Genomic DNA, 16,195 nt, shown 5'->3' with positions numbered 1-16,195 from the left:
CAGGATGGCGGTATGTCCCTCTTCGCGATTTCACGTCGGCTGGGTCATGCATCTGCCCGAACAACGGAACAGGTCTACGGGCACCTCATGCCGCAGGCACTTCAAGACGGCGCAGACGCTACCGAACGGTCCATTCAAGGAGTCCCCTTCTCGGACTTGTTGAACGAGGGAGTCGCCACCTTCCTGCGCCGGGCGAACCGAATTGACCTCCAGGCCGCGGCCGTCAAGGAAGTCGAGCGTTCCTTCACGCACACTTTCGAGCAGGCCAGAATCAAGATCAGCGACGAAGAGATCCGGCACGCGGCACAGGCGACCGGGGGCTACCCCTTCCTGATCCAACTCATCGGCTACCAGCTCTGGCGGCAAGCTGAGATCAACGACCTTTCCCTCGAAGAGGACAACGTCACCCAAGCGATCCGTGCTGCCACCAGGCGTCACGAAATGACAGTCATTGAAGCCGCCCTCTCCACAGCCTCCGACAAGGACAAAGACTTCCTGCATGCGATGGCACAAGACGAGGGGCCCGTTGCTGCCGGCGACATCGGAAAAAGGCTTAATGCCAAGAGCAACGTCGTAGCCAACTACCGGGCCCGGCTAATCGCCGTTGGACTCATCGAAGCGCCGGCATATGGCAAGGTTGACTTCGCCATACCGGGCCTTCGCGAGTACCTCCGCAAAATACGAACGTAGCCGTCCCCCAGCCAGCAGAGAGTACGCCGGCCAACCCGACAGAATCTCCATTATTGGCATTCGAGAATGGGCAGGAAAGTACTTTCCAGGGCCTTCCAGCGTGGACCGCGACAACTGCTATCTACCGGCGTTTGGCCACTCCCTGCGGGACACGCCGCACTGACGACTGTAGCGGTTTTCGCAGGCCTAGCGATTACCGGCGTTCGCCATGATGAGAACGAAGATAAGTAGCCATACGATACCGGCGATCGTATCGATCCAGCCAAGGATCTTTCCAAGGGTGGCCGAGTGGTGCAGCGCTTCGGCTTTCCTTGCATTCGCGATCGCGAGTGGTCCGAAGACTATGCCGAGAATGAAAAACCCGAGCACACCGAAGATGGTCGCTTTTTCCTTGAACTTCGAGCCTTGAAAATGTTCCAAGGAGTTGTTCTGCTGCACGTTCGGGTAGTTCGGGTATTGGTAAGGCTGCTGGCTTGAGCTCTGTGGATAGGAAATGATGAACCTTTCTTCGTGCTGGCTGGACGGGGCTCCCCCACTGCCGCACCTGCCGGCCGCCGATCGTCCCCCGGGCTAGAACATACCCGCGAACAGCGTGCTCGAATAGACTTCACGCTCAACCTGTTCGGTTTTATATCGCCGTCGCCCCTCATGCGAACGATGCTCATCCGCGCGGATCAATCGGACTGCAAATCTTTCTCAAGAATGGCGCAGGAATTGCGCAGGAATCCATCAAGAATGGCGCGGTCCGTTTCTATGGGTGGAAAAATCGCGCGATGACGACAGCAGCACGGCCTCTATCTGTACGAACCCATGCAAAGTGACAATGCGCTCTCGATAACCAATGACATTGCAAAACATTTTTTATTACGAAGGCCTATAGTTTTGCGAAGTCCGTCACCATGGGGATTTTGTCCCATTGCATAGACACCTGCTACACATTGTCTACTTGACTTGACGCGAAACAAAGACACGACGTGCGTTCAAGTGTGAATGTGGGGGCAATCAAGTATGGGGATCTCTTCACTGCTGCAAGGTAAACGCCGCAGGACTGCATCTGTTTCGGCGCTGGCCAGCATTTCGTTGGCAGCAGCAGCGCTTGCCTTCCAGTACGACGGACTTCCTGCTGCAGACCTTAAGCTTAATGACGGTGGTGTTTGGGTTACCAAGCAATCGGACCTCTTGGTGGGCCACTTGAATTTCCCCTCGAGGGTGCTCGATTCCGGTCTTCGGACTAAAGCCCCCCAGTATGACGTCTTGCAGCAGGGCGACACGGTCTTGGTTCAGGACAGCGCGAATTCCACTCTCACTCAAATCGACCCTGCTCGTGTGACCCTGCTGGGAAGCGGCACCCTTCCCGCCGGTGCCAGCGTCTCTGCCGGATCTGACACTGTGGCGATCCTCACCGACGGCGACCTCTACGCGGTCCCGGTCGGCAGCATTGATGGCCTCCGTTTGGGCGGTGCTGAGCCGCTCGCTAAGCTGGGGGCCGGTGCCGTGGCCACTATTGGCCTGGACGGTGTTATTCATGCCTTCTCACCGACGCTCGGTGAAGTGCGTGACTATGCGCCCAAAGATCACGATTACGTCGAGAAATCAGCGCGCAAGCTTGCTGATCTCCCTAAGGACGCAAAGCTAAGCGTGGCTGCCGTCGGACCGGACGCCGTAGTCTTCGATTCAGGGAACGGGGAACTGTACCTGCCCGGCGGCCAGAAGATCGCCGTTCCGGATGGAAAAGGCGGCGCTCTCCAACGGAACGGGCAAGCCAACGACAGCGTCCTGGTGGGTACATTGAGCGCGGTTGTGTCGCAGCCTCTTGACGGCGGCACTGCCACCATTACGCGCGCTCCCAAGACGAGTGCGAATTCCGCCCCCACAGCCCCTGTGTGGCTGAATGGCTGTGCCTACGCGGCGTGGTCCGGCACCTCCACATACGCCCGGGATTGCGGTGCCGGAAAGACTGAATCCGGGACTGTCCCCAACATGCCCGCCAATGCCCAGCTGGTTTTCCGGGTCAACCGTGACGTCGTCGTCCTGAACGACGTTCAGGGCGGCGGCGTCTGGCTCGTCACCCAGAATATGCTCCTGGTGCAGAACTGGAACGACGTGGTTCCACCCCCGGACATTCAGGACGACAAGGAAGAGAAGAGCCCGGACCAGCAGGTCACGCTGCCGAAACGGACCGAACAGAACCACCCGCCCGTCGCAATGGACCAGCAATTTGGCGCCCGCGCAGGCCGCACAGCAGTCCTTCGTGTCACCGAGGACTGCTCCGACCCCGACGGCGACGTACTCTCGGCCTCACTGGCGGGATCGCCACCGCCGGGAGTTGAGGTCCAGCCGGCCCTTGGCGGAGCGGCTCTTCAAGTCAGCGTCCCTGCCAGTGCAACCGGGTCTCTGACATTCCGGTACCGGGTCGATGACGGGAGGGGCGGCACGGCGGAAGCCAACATCACCCTTGCCGTCCGGCCCGCGGGGCAGAATTCCCCGCCCGAGCTCAAGCACCCCCAGTCCATCAAGGTCGAGGCCGGTGCGACGCTCCAGCAGGACGCGCTCCAGGGCTGGCGCGATCCCGACGGCGACGCGATGTACCTCAAGTCCGCGACCAGCACCTCGGGTGACCGCGTGACATTCCGAAGCAACGGCATCATCGATTTCGCGGCAGTATCGGGCCAAACAGGGGTCAAGGAGGTCAAGCTTGTCGTCTCGGACGGGACGGCCGACTCGGAGGGCGTGCTCCGGGTCGAAGTGCTGCCCAAAGGCTCGCTGAGGCCAATTGCCAACGCGGACCGGATGACAGCAGTCGTTTCGACACCGCTGACCATGTCCCCTCTGCTCAATGACGTCAGCCCCTCGGGCGCACCGCTGCGGCTGGCAAAGTATGACTCGGTTCCGGGGGCCAGCATCACCGCCGACTTCACCGCGGGCACGATCACGTTCATGACGGCCACGCCGGGCACGTACTACATGCAGTACCTGGTGACCGACGGCCCCAACTCCGCGGTGGGCCTGATTCGCATCGACGTGCTCCCGGGAAGCGGATCCAGCCGCCCTGTCGCCGTCCTCGATGTCGCGATGGTGCCGGTCGGCAGGTCAGCACTGGTGAACGTCCTGGCCAATGACAGCGATGCCGCCGGCGGGATCCTCATCGTCCAATCAGTGGACGTGCCACCCGGGCTGGGGATCACGGCAGAAGTCCTTGAGAACCGCGTCGTCCGGGTCACCGACACCGTCGGCCTCAGCCACCCCGTCACCTTCCATTACACCGTCTCCAACGGCAGCCAGGCGGCAACGGGGGAAGTGCTTGTCCTGCCCGTTCCCCTCCCTGCTACATTGCGCCCCCCGGTGACGGTGGATGACTCCGCGACCGTCAGAACCGGCGACGTCGTAACCATTGACGTGCTGCACAACGACTACCACCCCGACGGCGACACCCTGACGCTCCTGCCGGACCTCGTCGAACCCAAACCCACGCCAGGCGAGGGGGTGGCCTTCATCAGCGGGGACAAACTCCGGTTCCGTGCCGGGCAGAATCCGGGGTCGGTGCACGCCACCTATGAGGTGGCCGATACACAGGGCAACCGGACCGCCGGGTACGTAAGCATCCAGGTGCTGCCCGAGGACGAGGCCCACAACTCAGCTCCCCGCCCACAGCCCCTCACTGCCCGCGTCATCGCCGGCACCACCATCCGGATTCCCGTGCCGCTGGACGGTATCGATCCGGACGGCGACTCTGTGGAACTCGTCGGCCAGCGGGACGCCCCGAAGCTGGGCCGCGTCACCGCAGGGGATTCCTGGCTTAGCTACCAGGCATATCCGGACTCATCGGGCCGCGACTCCTTCACCTACGTCGTCCGCGACCGTCAGGGAGCCGAGGGCGCGGGCACGGTGGAGGTCGGCATCGCCCCGCCAAGCTCCCAGAACCAGGCCCCGTATGCCACAACCGATCACGTGACGGTCAAACCGGGCCGGGCCATCTCCGTCCCGGTGCTCGCCAATGACAGTGATCCCGACGGAGACCCGATCCTCCTGGTCACCGACGGACTGAGAGTCCCTGACGGGATCTCCGCCAAGGTCACCGACGGCCGCGTCCTGGTGACCGCTCCCCCACGCGGCGGCGAGTACACCCTGCAGTACACGGTCGCCGACACCTATGGCTCAAGCTCCGTAGGAGCCCTCGTCCTGGACGTCCGGGACGATGCACCCGCCCAGCGGCCCATCGCCCGGGACGACTTCGTGACAAAGATCGAGATGTACGGCAAGACCTCCGTCGATGTCCCGGTCCTCGCCAACGATGAAAACCCCGAGGGCGTGGCCTCGGACTTGCGCGTCTCCTCCGATGACCCCAACGCGTCGGCCGGCAGCGGCTCGGTCACCGTCAAACTCACCGATCTGTCCCAGGTCATTCTGTACACGGTCACGAACGAAGACGGCCTGACCGCGTCGGCATTCATCCATGTGCCGGGCCTGAAAGACCTGAGGCCCGAACTGTCGGTCAACAAAGCCCTTGAGGTGAAAAGCGGTGACCCGCTCACCATCACCATCGCCGACGTCGTCAAAGTGCGTGAGGGCCGCACGGCCCGGGTCGCCACTGCCGACAGTGTCCGGACGTCCCACTCCAACGGCGCCCCGCTGCTCAAAGACGAACACACCTTCACCTACACCTCGGCTCCGGACTACTACGGACCGGACACCCTCACGGTGCTGATCACTGACGGCACCGGACCGGATGACGCCGCCGGGCTCACCGCCACGATCTCCATCCCCCTCCAGGTCATTCCCGCCCAGAATGTCTCCCCCACCCTGCTGGGCACCAACATCGAGCTTGCCCCCGGGGAAGCCGAGACGCAGGTCAACCTCGCACGCCTGTCCCGGGACCCCAACCCCGGGGACCTCGAGCGCCTGGCCTACAGCATCCAGGGCACCGTCGCCCGCGGCTTCTCCGCCCGGATCGAGGGCCAGCGGCTCTGGCTCAAAGCGGACGCAGCCGCTGCGCACGGGTCGAATGAAAAAGTGGTCGTCCAGGTCAGCGATGGAACCTCCGCCCCGACCACTGCCACGTTCACGCTGACCACGGTGGTTTCCTCCAGGCCGCCGGCCGCGGCGAATGACGACGTCGTACCCGACGCGAAGGCCGGCCAGAAGTCCGTCGTCGATGCCCTGGCCAACGACGTGAACCCGTTCCCGGAGACACCGCTGAAGCTCCTCGGAGCCCACGTGGACTCAGGGTCAGGTACTGCGGAACTGCAAGACGGCAAGGTCGCCATCACGCCCAGTGCGGACTTCGTCGGCGTCATGATCGTCAGCTACGAGGTGCAGGATGCGACAAATGCACCCGAGCGCCAGGTCGAAGGACACGTGAAGCTGACCGTGCGCGGAAAGCCCGGCGCCCCGGGCATCCCATCGGTCAGCTCTATTCAGGACAGCACCGTGGTGCTCTCCTGGGCTCCGCCCTCCAACAACGGCTCACCGATCACGGGCTACACGGTCTCGTCCTCGAAGGGCTATTCCAAGTCCTGTCCGTCCACCACCTGCACCCTGGACGGACTCACCAACGACGTCGAGTACACCTTCACCGTCACCGCCACCAACAATGTCGGAACCTCCGACCCGTCGCCGGCTTCGGCGCCTGCCCGGCCCGATGCGCGGCCCGAGGCGCCCGCGGCGCCCGCGCTCGTGTTCGGGGACAAGAAGGTCTCCGTGTCCTGGACGACGCCCACGAGCCACGGGTCGCCGGTCACAAGCTACACGCTGGAGATCTCCCCGGCACCGGCCTACGGTTCAGTCCAGAAGACCGGGGTCACCGGCAATTCGATGGTGTGGGACGGGCTTGAGAACGGGGTGGCTTACCAGATACGCGTCCAGGCGAACAACCGCGCCCCCGAACCCTCGGCCTGGAGCCCGTATTCAGCGTCGGTGATACCCGCCGGCGTCCCGGACGCACCGCCTTCGCCCGTCACCACGCCCTCGACGGCGGTGGGCAGCCAGGCGCAAATCGCCGTGAGCTGGGGGGCACCCAACGCCAACGGCGACCCCATCGCCGACTACACTCTCAGCGTGAAGCGGGGCGGCGCCGTCGTGAACACACTTACGCTCGCCGGGACCAGCCAGAACGTCACGGTGGATACCAGCGAGTCCGATTACTCGTTCTCCGTGACGGCCCGCAACAAGGCCGGCGTGAGTGCGCCCAGCGCCGATTCGGCGCCGCGTCGGGCCGCTAACGCGCCCTCTGCGCCGGCCAGCGTCACGGCCACCGAGGGTGACCGCAGCTCGCAGGTCAGCTTCACGCCTGGGTCGTTGAACGGCAACCGCCCGAACGAGATCAACTGGCGCTGGAAGGCGACCCCGGGCGGTTTGACGGGGTCCTTTGGCAGCGCGACGTCCGGGACCATTCCCGGGCTGGTCAACGGCACCTCCTACACCATCCAGGTATGGGGCGAGTCAACCGTGCAGGGTGTCTCTCCCGGCGCGGCTACCGGATCGAACCCCGTCAGCCCCTACGGGGCGCCCCTGGTCCGCAACCTTGTGGGCGTAGGCGGTGACGGCACGGTGTCCTTCACATGGTCGGTAGATGGCAACGGCAGGAACGTGACCGGCGTGCAGGTGAACACGTCGGCGGGCAGCACCTCGGGCGGAGCGGGGCTGACAAGCTACCAGGCCTCCGGTCTGGGTCCGAGCCAGCAGGTCAACGCCACCGTCACGGTCACCACTGACGCGACAGACCCGGCGCGGAAGACTGCCACTGCGTCGGCCTCTGCAACCAGCAACCCGGTCCGGCTCAGTATTACGCGGGGCAATCCCGACTCGCGGAAGGCCGGTACGTACTTCCTGCAGTTCAATTACGCCAACCTGCCGGCTGGCAACTACACCCTCCAGTGCTACGCCAACCAGACCCTCGGAGGCACCACTCCGTACGACTCCTGGAGCGGATACCTGAGCGGGACGGGGAACCAGCAGGTGTGCGGCAAAGCCGACTGGCAATCAGGTTGGTACGAGATCCGGCTGAGCGGGCCGTATTCCGCGACAGTCCACCAGAACGTCTAAAGGAGCGAAGCATGACAATCACCCAGGAACAGGCCACGTGGTTCGCCGGAACATTCCAGCAACTCAGTAATAACATCGGCCAGGCCGTCCTCGGCAAGCAGGAGATCATCCGGCTCGTCCTCACAGCCCTGCTGGCCGAAGGCCACGTGCTGCTCGAGGACGCGCCGGGTACCGGTAAGACGCAGCTGGCCAAATCGCTCGCGGCCACAGTGCATGGAACGCATCACCGGATCCAGTTCACCCCGGACCTGCTGCCCTCCGACGTCACCGGCATCACGGTCTACGACCAGCAGACCCATCGCTTCGAATTCCACCGCGGCCCCGTCTTCGCGTCCATCGTCCTGGCCGATGAAATCAACCGGGCCTCACCGAAAACGCAATCGGCACTCCTTGAGGTCATGGAAGAGGGACGGGTCACCGTGGACGGCGTAGGGCACGAGGTGGGCCGGCCGTTCATGGTCATCGCCACCCAGAACCCCATTGAGCAGGCCGGCACCTACCGGCTTCCGGAAGCCCAGCTGGACCGCTTCCTCATCAAGACAAGCATCGGCTACCCCGACCTTCAGGCAGCCGAGGCGATCCTGGGGGCTGCCTCGACGCGCGACCGCTCATCGACGGTCAACCCGGTCATCACCACACAAGCGGTGTCCGATATGGCAGGCCTGGTGGACGACGTGCACGTGGATTCGGCTGTGCTCCGCTTCACGGCCCAGCTCGCTGAGGCCACCCGAACCGACCCCAACGTCCGGCTCGGCGTCTCCGTACGCGGATCGCTGGCGATTATCCGCGCCGCCAAGGTGTGGGCAGCCACCGAAGGGCGCTACTTTGTCCTGCCCGATGACATCAAAGCTTTGGTGCTGCCCGTGTGGCAGCACCGGGTTGTCCTGGATTCGGATGCAGAATTCGCGGGCGTGACCGCCGAATCTGTCCTCGCCCGGGTCCTTGCAGACGTTGCCGCGCCGCAGACACGGGGCGCGGCCGCGTGAGCCAGGCAGCGCAGAGGCGGCCCATCGGACGACTTCTGTCGCCTGTGCTGCTCCCTGCCACTGCTGGCCGGCTCCGGCACAGAGCGGGGCCGGTCCTCGACACCGTCAAGGCGGCGATACAACGGCTCAGCCCGGTATGGACCGCGGCGGCGGCCCGGGCCAGCATTATCAGCAGGCCGGGGTGGGTCTGCCTGGCCGTGATGACCGCCGCCGTCGCCCTCGGACTCGTCCTGGGCTGGCGGGAACTCTGGGCCGCCGCCTGGGTTCTGGCGGTCCTGTTTCTCGCAGCCATCGGCTTCGTCCTCGGCAAGGCCCGCTATGACGTCGCCATTGATCTCGCCAGCAGGCGGGTCGTCGTCGGGGAGCAGGCCGTGGGACGCCTGCTGGTACGCAACGCGGGGGCCCGCCCCATCTCCGCGGCACAGGTTGAGCTCCCCGTGGGCCGGGGCCTGGCAACGTTCCAGGTGCCTCGCCTGGGAGCCGGTGAGGAACTCGAGGAGCTCTTCACCGTCCCCACCCAGCGCCGCGCCGTCCTGCAGCTCGGCCCGGTCCGGTCCGTGAAAGCGGACCCCTTAAACCTGATGCGCCGGGCCGCGGGACTCAACGACCCGACCGAGCTTTACGTCCATCCGCGCGTCGTGCAACTGGCCAACTCCTCCACCGGCCTCCTGCGCGACCTCGACGGCCTCGCCAGGCAGAACATCTCGAATGACGACATCGCCTTCCACGCCCTGCGCCAATACGCACCCGGTGATGACCGGCGCCACATCCATTGGAAGTCCAGCGCGCGAGCCCAAAACCTCATGGTGCGACAGTTCGAAGAAACCCGCCGCTCACAGGTGGCCATTCTCCTGGCCTCCCGGCCCGGGGAGTACGCCGAACCGGAGGAATTCGAACTCGCAGTCAGCGTTGCCGGCTCGGTGGGCGTGCACGCCCTTGCCGACGGCAAGGCGATCACCCTGCTGGGACCCCACCGCGCCATGGCCCGCCATACCAAGGGGCAGTTGCTCGACGGCCTGTCGGGCGTGGAACTGGACGAGCGGGCCCGGCCGCTGCAGGACCAGGCCGGAACAGTCTCCGCCCATGCCCCCGGCGCTTCCGTTGTGGTGCTGGTGGCAGGATCCCGGGTCGGTCCGGAACAGCTGACCCGCGCCTCCTCCCGGCTGCCCTTGGCAGCGCACCGCCTCGCCGTAACCGTGGACCCCAGCTCCGGGCTGCGCCGCCGCACGTCAGGTGACCTCACCCTGCTGACGGTGCCAACCCTGGAGGACCTCGGCACGGCCCTTCGGAAAGGGATCTGATGGCTATGCCACGAGACGGGCGAAGGACCCTGGCAGCGGTCATCTCGGCCATTGGGGTTACCCTCGCGCTGGTTCCGCTGTACCCCGTGTATGCCGTTCCCGAGTTCTGGACCGCGCTCGGCGGCGGAGTGCTGCTGGGAAGCCTCGCCGCGGCTGTGGGGGCCCGGTGGCGGTTGGGACCCCTGAGTGTCACGGCTGCGGCCGTGGTGGCCTATTTCGCCGCCGGCGGGGCATTGGTCTTGCGTGAGGGGAGCCTTTTCGGTGCGGTTCCAACCCTGGATGTACTCAAGGCACTTGCGCTGGGCCTGATCCGGGTCTGGAAGGACATGCTCACAGCAGCTACTCCCGTCTCAGGCATGGAGGCGCTCCTGATCGCCCCGTACGCCCTCGGCATCCTCGGCGGCGCCGCTGCGGGAAGCATCACCCTGCGCAGCCGGCGGCCCCAGTGGGCGGCCCTGCCCGCCGGCGTGCTCCTGCTTGTTGCGATCACGCTGGGCACCTACACCGCGTTCATGCCCGCTGTCGTGGGAGCCGTCCTGGCGGTCCTGCTCACGGCGTGGGCGTTGTACGCCGGCCGCCCGGGCGGAGCGGGGAACCTTGCGCTGGGGCAGGTGCCCCGCGGCAACCGCCACGTGATGGCAGCAGCCACCCTGGCCGCAGCACTCGGTGCGGGGGTGGCCGCGGGCGCGCTCGTCCCGCTGCCCACCGACCGCACCGTCCTGCGCGACGCCGTCGTACCACCGCTGGATGTCCACGATCTGGCCAGCCCGCTGACCTCGTTCCGCCAGTTCACCACCGGCGGAGAGTCCCTGAAACTCTTTACCGTCGAGGGGCTCCCGCCAGGTGCGGCCATCCGCCTCGCGGCGCTGGACCAATACGACGGGATTGTCTACCGGGTCGCCAACAACGGCTCGGCCGGGGCCGGACAGTTCTCCCGCGTGGGCCGCAAAATCACCACCACGGCCGAAGGCGACCAGGCCACGTACTCGGTGACCATTGACCAGCTGACCGGCGTCTGGATGCCGGACGCCGGCTACCTTGACGCCCTGGAGTTGGACGACGGAACCCTGGCCGACCGCCGCGCCGGCCTGAATTACAACCCCGGCACCGGAACGGCTGTCATGGTCGGCGGGGTCCTCCGGGGGGACCATTACACGGCCGAAGCCATCATCCCTAAGACGCCCGACGACGCGACGCTCGCCACGGCCCGGGTGTCAGCGATGACGCTTTCCACGCCACAAAACGTTCCCGAAATCGTCGGGACCCTGGCCACCCAGTTTACGGCCGGCGCGTCCACGCCATGGGAACAGCTGAAAGCCATCGAATCCAAGCTCCACAGCGCCGGATTCTTCAGCCATGGGCTCGAGGGCGAAGCGAGGTCGCGCGCCGGCCACACCTCTGAACGGGTTTCCACACTGCTCGAGGGAACCCAAATGGTCGGCGATGACGAACAGTATGCCGTGGCGATGGCTTTGATGGCCCGGCAGCTCGGCATCCCGGCGCGCGTCGTGATGGGGTTCCGGCAGGACCATCCCGCGTCCGCCGGCGCCATCACCATCACTGGAGCCGATGTGCACGCCTGGGTGGAAGTCCCGTTCGACCATGTCGGCTGGGTTTCCTTCAACCCGACACCGCCGACGGACCAGGTGCCCAAGCAGGAAGTGCCGCAGCATCAGCAAAAGCCCCAGCCGCAGGTTCAGCAGCCTCCCCCGCCCGTGGTTCCTCCGGTGGAGCTTCCGCCCGCACCACCTGTCAAGGAAGCCTCTGACGGGTCTGCCCCGACCGACTTGGCCGGCCTGTGGGCTGCCCTGCGCTGGACCGGCGCCGGTATCGGCCTCCTGTCTCTGCTGCTGGCCCCCGCTGCGCTGGCTGCCTGGCTGCGGTGGCGGCGGCGCCGCGCACGAAAAGCTGCCTCACGTGCTTCAGACCGGATCAGCGGCGGCTGGTCCGAGCTGGTCGACCTCGTCGTGGACCACGGCGCCGATGTTCCCCCCGGGGCCACCCGTCGTGAGGAAGCGACGCTGCTTGGCGAACACTTCCCCCGGGAGGCCATAGCCCCGCTGGCCTCCCGTGCCGATCACGCAGCCTTCGGGACCGGTCAGCCCAGCGATGCTGAGATCGCAGCGTATTGGGCAGACGTCGAGACAGCCGGCCAGAGGATCCGCCGCGCCGTAGGCTGGCGGCGCCGCCTGGCAGCCAGGTATTTTGCGCGCTCTGCCATGCGCGACGTCCGGCTTCGGGCTTCACGGATCCCCCTCCCCCGCATCACCCATCTTTCGTTGAAGAAGGCGAAGAACCAATGATCGACCTTGCCTGGGGAGCCCACTCCGACCGCGGCCGGCGCAGGCCCCTGAACGAAGATTCCTTTCTCGCCGAGCCGCCGCTGTTCTTCGTCGCGGACGGAATGGGCGGCCACACCGGCGGCGACCGTGCCAGTGCCGCCGCCATCGACGCCTTTGCGGAACTTCGCGGCCGTCCAATCGTGGCACTCGATGACGTGGAACGAGCCTTCGCCCGGGCCGTCCAGGACGTTTCGGTTATCAGCACAGGCGCTGACTCCGCCGGCACGACGATCTCGGGGGTGGCGGTCACCGAGCAGGCCGGCGAAGCCTATTGGCTGGTCGTCAACATCGGTGATTCGCGCACTTACCGCCTGGCCGCCGGAGTACTAGAACAGATCAGTGTCGACCATTCCGAAGTCCAGGACTTAGTGGACAAAGGAGAAATCTCCGCCACTGAAGCCGAGCGCCATCCCCGCCGCAATGTGATCACGAAGGCTGTCGGTGCCGGCTCCTACGACGAACCCGACTATTGGCTCCTTCCAATAGCCCAGGGGGACCGGATCATGGTTTGTTCCGATGGCCTCAGTAAGGAACTCGATGCAGCCAGGTTGACGCAGGTGCTCTCGGAAGAAAGGTCCCCCCAGTCGGCAGCTACCCGCCTCGTTCACGAAGCACTGCTGCACGGCGGCCGTGACAACGTCACCGTCGTCGTGGTTGACGCCCTCCGCGCCATCGACCGGGAGGCAGAGATCGACGCCCTGGCGCAGCTTCCCGACGAGGACACCCTCCCACGTGTTGTGAGCACCAAAGAAAGGACTGGACATGGGCCGCTATAGTTCGGGTGATTGGTTAGCGCTCGTGACGGACGACGGCGTGGCGATGCTTTCCCATGATGTCCCGCCGGAATTGGCGGAGAGTGTGTGGCTGGCGCTGGGTGAGGGCGGCGGCCTTACCGCCGTACTCGAGGGCATCGTCAGCGGTTTCGGCGCAAGCCTCTCCGCTTTGCCGCCCTTCGCCGTCGTGTCCCGCACCCCGTCCGGTGACGAAGTCCGCGTCGCCGTGCGCGGACCCCTCGAGGTCTGGGCCGCATCGAGCTCAGGCGAGGTGATCGTCGGCGGCATGGGCGTGGCCACCTGGAACGAACGCGGCATCGAGGGAGTCGAATCCTTCACGGTGAGCGCACCCGGCGCCGGCGCGCCGCGGCTGCCCATCAACGACGGGATCGTGCTTGCCGGTCAGATCGGGTTCACGTTCGGTGCGCCACAGACAGTGCCCTCGGATCCCTCCCTCCCCGTCCTGCTCCAGGTGCCCGCAACCCCGAAACCGCCGGCCGGCCCGGACACCGAACAATCCGTCCCGGACGCGTCAAGCATCGAAGCGCCCGTCCTTGAACCTCTGATCCCGGGACCATCCGCCGTCGCACCTCCTGTCATGGATGCCCCTCCCGGTGAGCATCCGGTGCCGCTTGCTGACGATGCCGTGGGCGGGGCAGCAGCCGAACCGGAACGTCTGGAGACCGACCCGGAAGATTCCGAACCAGGGGATCCTGCCCCGGAGGATCCCGGCCCGGAATCAGGGCCCAGTGAGTCCGCCGCGGGGCCAGCGCCTGGTGGCGATACGACCATCGAGCCGCTCGTCGCCGACCGGTCATGGGAGGTTGGAACTGTCGACGGATTTCCCGCGCCGGAGGACTACGACAGGCTGCTCTACGGCGACACGACCAAGACATCGGTCGAGGGGGCAGCCGTGCGCGCTGTGGAATCCCCGGCCGAACCCGGCCCCGTCCCGGCGGGCATGATTTCAGGATTGCCTCAGTTCGCAGGGACAGCCCTGCCCGAACCGGTGGGCCAGGACAGGCTGGGAGACCACGACGACGAGACGGTCTCGACCGCGAAGATCCAATCGTTTATGGCTCAGGCGGGCACGCAGGCAGGAGCAGTCACCCCCGGCGGCCATACAGCCCCGGGACGCGGAGCTCCCGCGACCCTTGTCGTCTCTACCGGTGAGCGGGTCACACTTGACCGCGGGGCAGTGGTAGGACGCCGGCCCCAGCTCGTCCGGGTCCAGGGCGGCAACGTCCCGCGTCTGGTAACCGTTCCCAGCCCTAACCAGGACATCTCCCGCAGCCACCTTGAGTTGCGGCTGATCGGCGAGGACGTGCTGGCGGTGGACCTCGACACGATGAACGGCACGAGGCTGCTGCGCCCGGGCTGTGATCCGGTCCGCCTGCAGCCCGGGGAATCAACGATCCTGGTGGCCGGCGACCGGCTGGAGATGGGCGACGGCGTGGAACTCGGCTTCGAGGGCCTCCGATGAGCGCCCGCAGGCCGCCGTCGGCGCCTCCGTCGTTGCCGGGCTTCGAGTACCTTCAACTGCTCGGCTCGGGCGGCTTCGCTGACGTGTTCCTCTACCAGCAGCTCCTCCCCCGCCGGCAGGTAGCCGTCAAGGTGATGCTTTTCGACAAGCTCGGCACCGACACTGTTGCGGAGTTCACCGAAGAGGCGAACCTCATGGCGCAGCTGGCCTCGCACCCGTCGATCGTTTCGATCCATGAGGCGGGAATTTCCGAGGACCGCAGGCCGTACCTAGTGATGGAGTACTGCTCCAAACCCAACCTGCAGGCGCGGTATCGGCGCGAGCGGCTTTCGGAAGCCGAGACCCTGCGGATCGGCGTGCAGATTGCCGCCGCGGTGGAAACGGCGCATCGTGCCGGCATCCTGCACCGGGACATCAAGCCCGCGAATGTTCTGGTCACCGATTATGGCCGGCCCGCGCTGACCGACTTCGGCATCGCCGCCACCACGGGCTCGGGCGCGGAAGCCAGCGGCATGTCCGTTCCCTGGTCGCCGCCGGAATCGTTCGCGGCGCCGGCGCGAAGCGACGCAACATCGGACGTGTACGCCCTCGCCGCAACCCTCTACACGCTGTTGGCCGGGCGCTCACCATTCGAAGTCCCGGGGGCTTCGAACACCCACGTGGACTTGATCGGCCGGATCACCACAGCCGCCGTCCCTCCCATCGGCCGCTCTGATGTGTCCAGCGCCTTGGAGCAGGTCCTGCGCAGGGCGATGTCCAAGACGCCCGGTGACCGGTTCCCGACCGCCATGGCCTTCGCGTTGGCATTGCAGCGCACCCAAATCGGGCTCGGTATGCAGGCCACAGGCATCGACGTCATGGAGGAAGAGTTCATCCTTGAGCAGGCCGCTGATGACGACGATGGGACCCGTATCCGCAACATCGTCTCCATCCAGGCCCAGGCCTCGCCGGTACCGCCAGCGAAGAAATTGCCGCCGGCAACCCGGCCGCTGCCCGGAAACCAGGACGAGGACCCTCCCCTCGATGTCACGATCGACAGGGTCCAGCTGTCTGCCCGTCCCGCCGTCGGTTTGGCGGCGCCCCCGGTGCCGGACACCATGCTCCGGCCCGTATCCGTGGACCCACAAGCGAAGGCATCGGCAGAGCGCAGGCCCCCGCGCCGTCTGGCTGTGATCGGAATCGCGGCCGCGACCCTCGCCGCGGCAGGTGTGCTGGCGGCGGTCATCGCCGCGTCCGGCGCACTGAGCGGCCCAAGCCCCGGGAACCGGCCCAGCACAGCGGCGCCCGTGGCGATCGCGCCGGCGGGAGGCTCCGTTCCGGCCGTAACGGCTGTCACGGGCAAGGTCGAGGGCCAGAAGGTGGTTTTTTCGTGGAGCGACCCCGACCCCAAGGAAGGGGACAGCTATCTGTGGCGCACCGTTGAACAGGGCTCATCAAGCCCGCTGGCGGAAACCAGCGGCCCCACCGTCACCGTTCCGGCCGCCAGCAGCGGGCGCACGTGTGTAGAGGTGCTCCTGCGCCGCTCATCGGGGCGAACGTCGGACGAACCGTCCCTGGGGTGTGTCCCGTGAGCAGCCCA

General features: G+C 66.0%; 9 protein-coding genes. 8 read left to right on the top strand and 1 reads right to left on the bottom strand.

The genetic code is table 11. From position 1 onward, the window contains the following. Window positions 1–690 (top strand): DUF8462 domain-containing protein (locus tag QRM96_RS20825; RefSeq protein WP_285320853.1); only part of this gene is annotated, 690 nt, incomplete at its 5' end. A 186-nt stretch (window positions 691–876) separates the two neighbouring features. On the opposite strand, the gene QRM96_RS20820 is transcribed toward QRM96_RS20825, so the two are convergent. Continuing rightward, window positions 877–1,128, bottom strand: coding sequence for a hypothetical protein (locus QRM96_RS20820; protein WP_285320851.1), 252 nt, complete (start codon window positions 1,126–1,128; stop codon window positions 877–879). Window positions 1,129–2,016: 888 nt separating this feature from the next. Here QRM96_RS20820 and QRM96_RS20815 point away from each other — a divergent pair. The 7 genes from QRM96_RS20815 to QRM96_RS20785 all read left to right on the top strand — a co-directional run bounded on the left by QRM96_RS20815 (window position 2,017) and on the right by QRM96_RS20785 (window position 16,187). Beyond that, window positions 2,017–7,731: an Ig-like domain-containing protein gene (locus tag QRM96_RS20815; protein WP_285320850.1), complete on the top strand. Its 5,715-nt coding sequence runs from the start codon at window positions 2,017–2,019 to the stop codon at window positions 7,729–7,731. Window positions 7,732–7,742: 11 nt separating this feature from the next. Further along, on the top strand, window positions 7,743–8,717 hold the full coding sequence (locus tag QRM96_RS20810) for an AAA family ATPase (RefSeq protein WP_285320849.1): 975 nt from the start codon (window positions 7,743–7,745) through the stop codon (window positions 8,715–8,717). 200 nt (window positions 8,718–8,917) lie between these two features. Beyond that, window positions 8,918–10,018 carry a DUF58 domain-containing protein gene (locus tag QRM96_RS20805; RefSeq protein WP_285320847.1) on the top strand — a complete coding sequence of 367 codons (1,101 nt, stop codon included), beginning with the start codon at window positions 8,918–8,920 and terminating at the stop codon, window positions 10,016–10,018. Beyond that, a complete protein-coding gene (locus QRM96_RS20800; protein ID WP_285320846.1) occupies window positions 10,018–12,321 on the top strand; it encodes a transglutaminase TgpA family protein in 2,304 nt (767 codons plus the stop codon). Before QRM96_RS20805 ends, QRM96_RS20800 begins: the two co-directional genes overlap by 1 nt. Next, window positions 12,318–13,136 (top strand): PP2C family protein-serine/threonine phosphatase, encoded by an 819-nt coding sequence (locus tag QRM96_RS20795; protein ID WP_285320845.1) that lies wholly within the window; start codon window positions 12,318–12,320, stop codon window positions 13,134–13,136. Before QRM96_RS20800 ends, QRM96_RS20795 begins: the two co-directional genes overlap by 4 nt. A 22-nt stretch (window positions 13,137–13,158) precedes the next feature. Further along, window positions 13,159–14,616 (top strand): FHA domain-containing protein, encoded by a 1,458-nt coding sequence (locus tag QRM96_RS20790; protein WP_285320844.1) that lies wholly within the window; start codon window positions 13,159–13,161, stop codon window positions 14,614–14,616. Beyond that, window positions 14,613–16,187 carry a protein kinase domain-containing protein gene (locus QRM96_RS20785; protein WP_285320843.1) on the top strand — a complete coding sequence of 525 codons (1,575 nt, stop codon included), beginning with the start codon at window positions 14,613–14,615 and terminating at the stop codon, window positions 16,185–16,187. Before QRM96_RS20790 ends, QRM96_RS20785 begins: the two co-directional genes overlap by 4 nt. Window positions 16,188–16,195 lie beyond the last annotated feature (8 nt).

This window comes from Pseudarthrobacter sp. lyk4-40-TYG-27 (genome assembly GCF_030209295.1).
Taxonomy (GTDB): domain Bacteria; phylum Actinomycetota; class Actinomycetes; order Actinomycetales; family Micrococcaceae; genus Arthrobacter.
The sequence above is the reverse complement of the archived record's forward strand: the minus strand, read 5'-3'. Positions and strand labels throughout refer to the sequence as shown.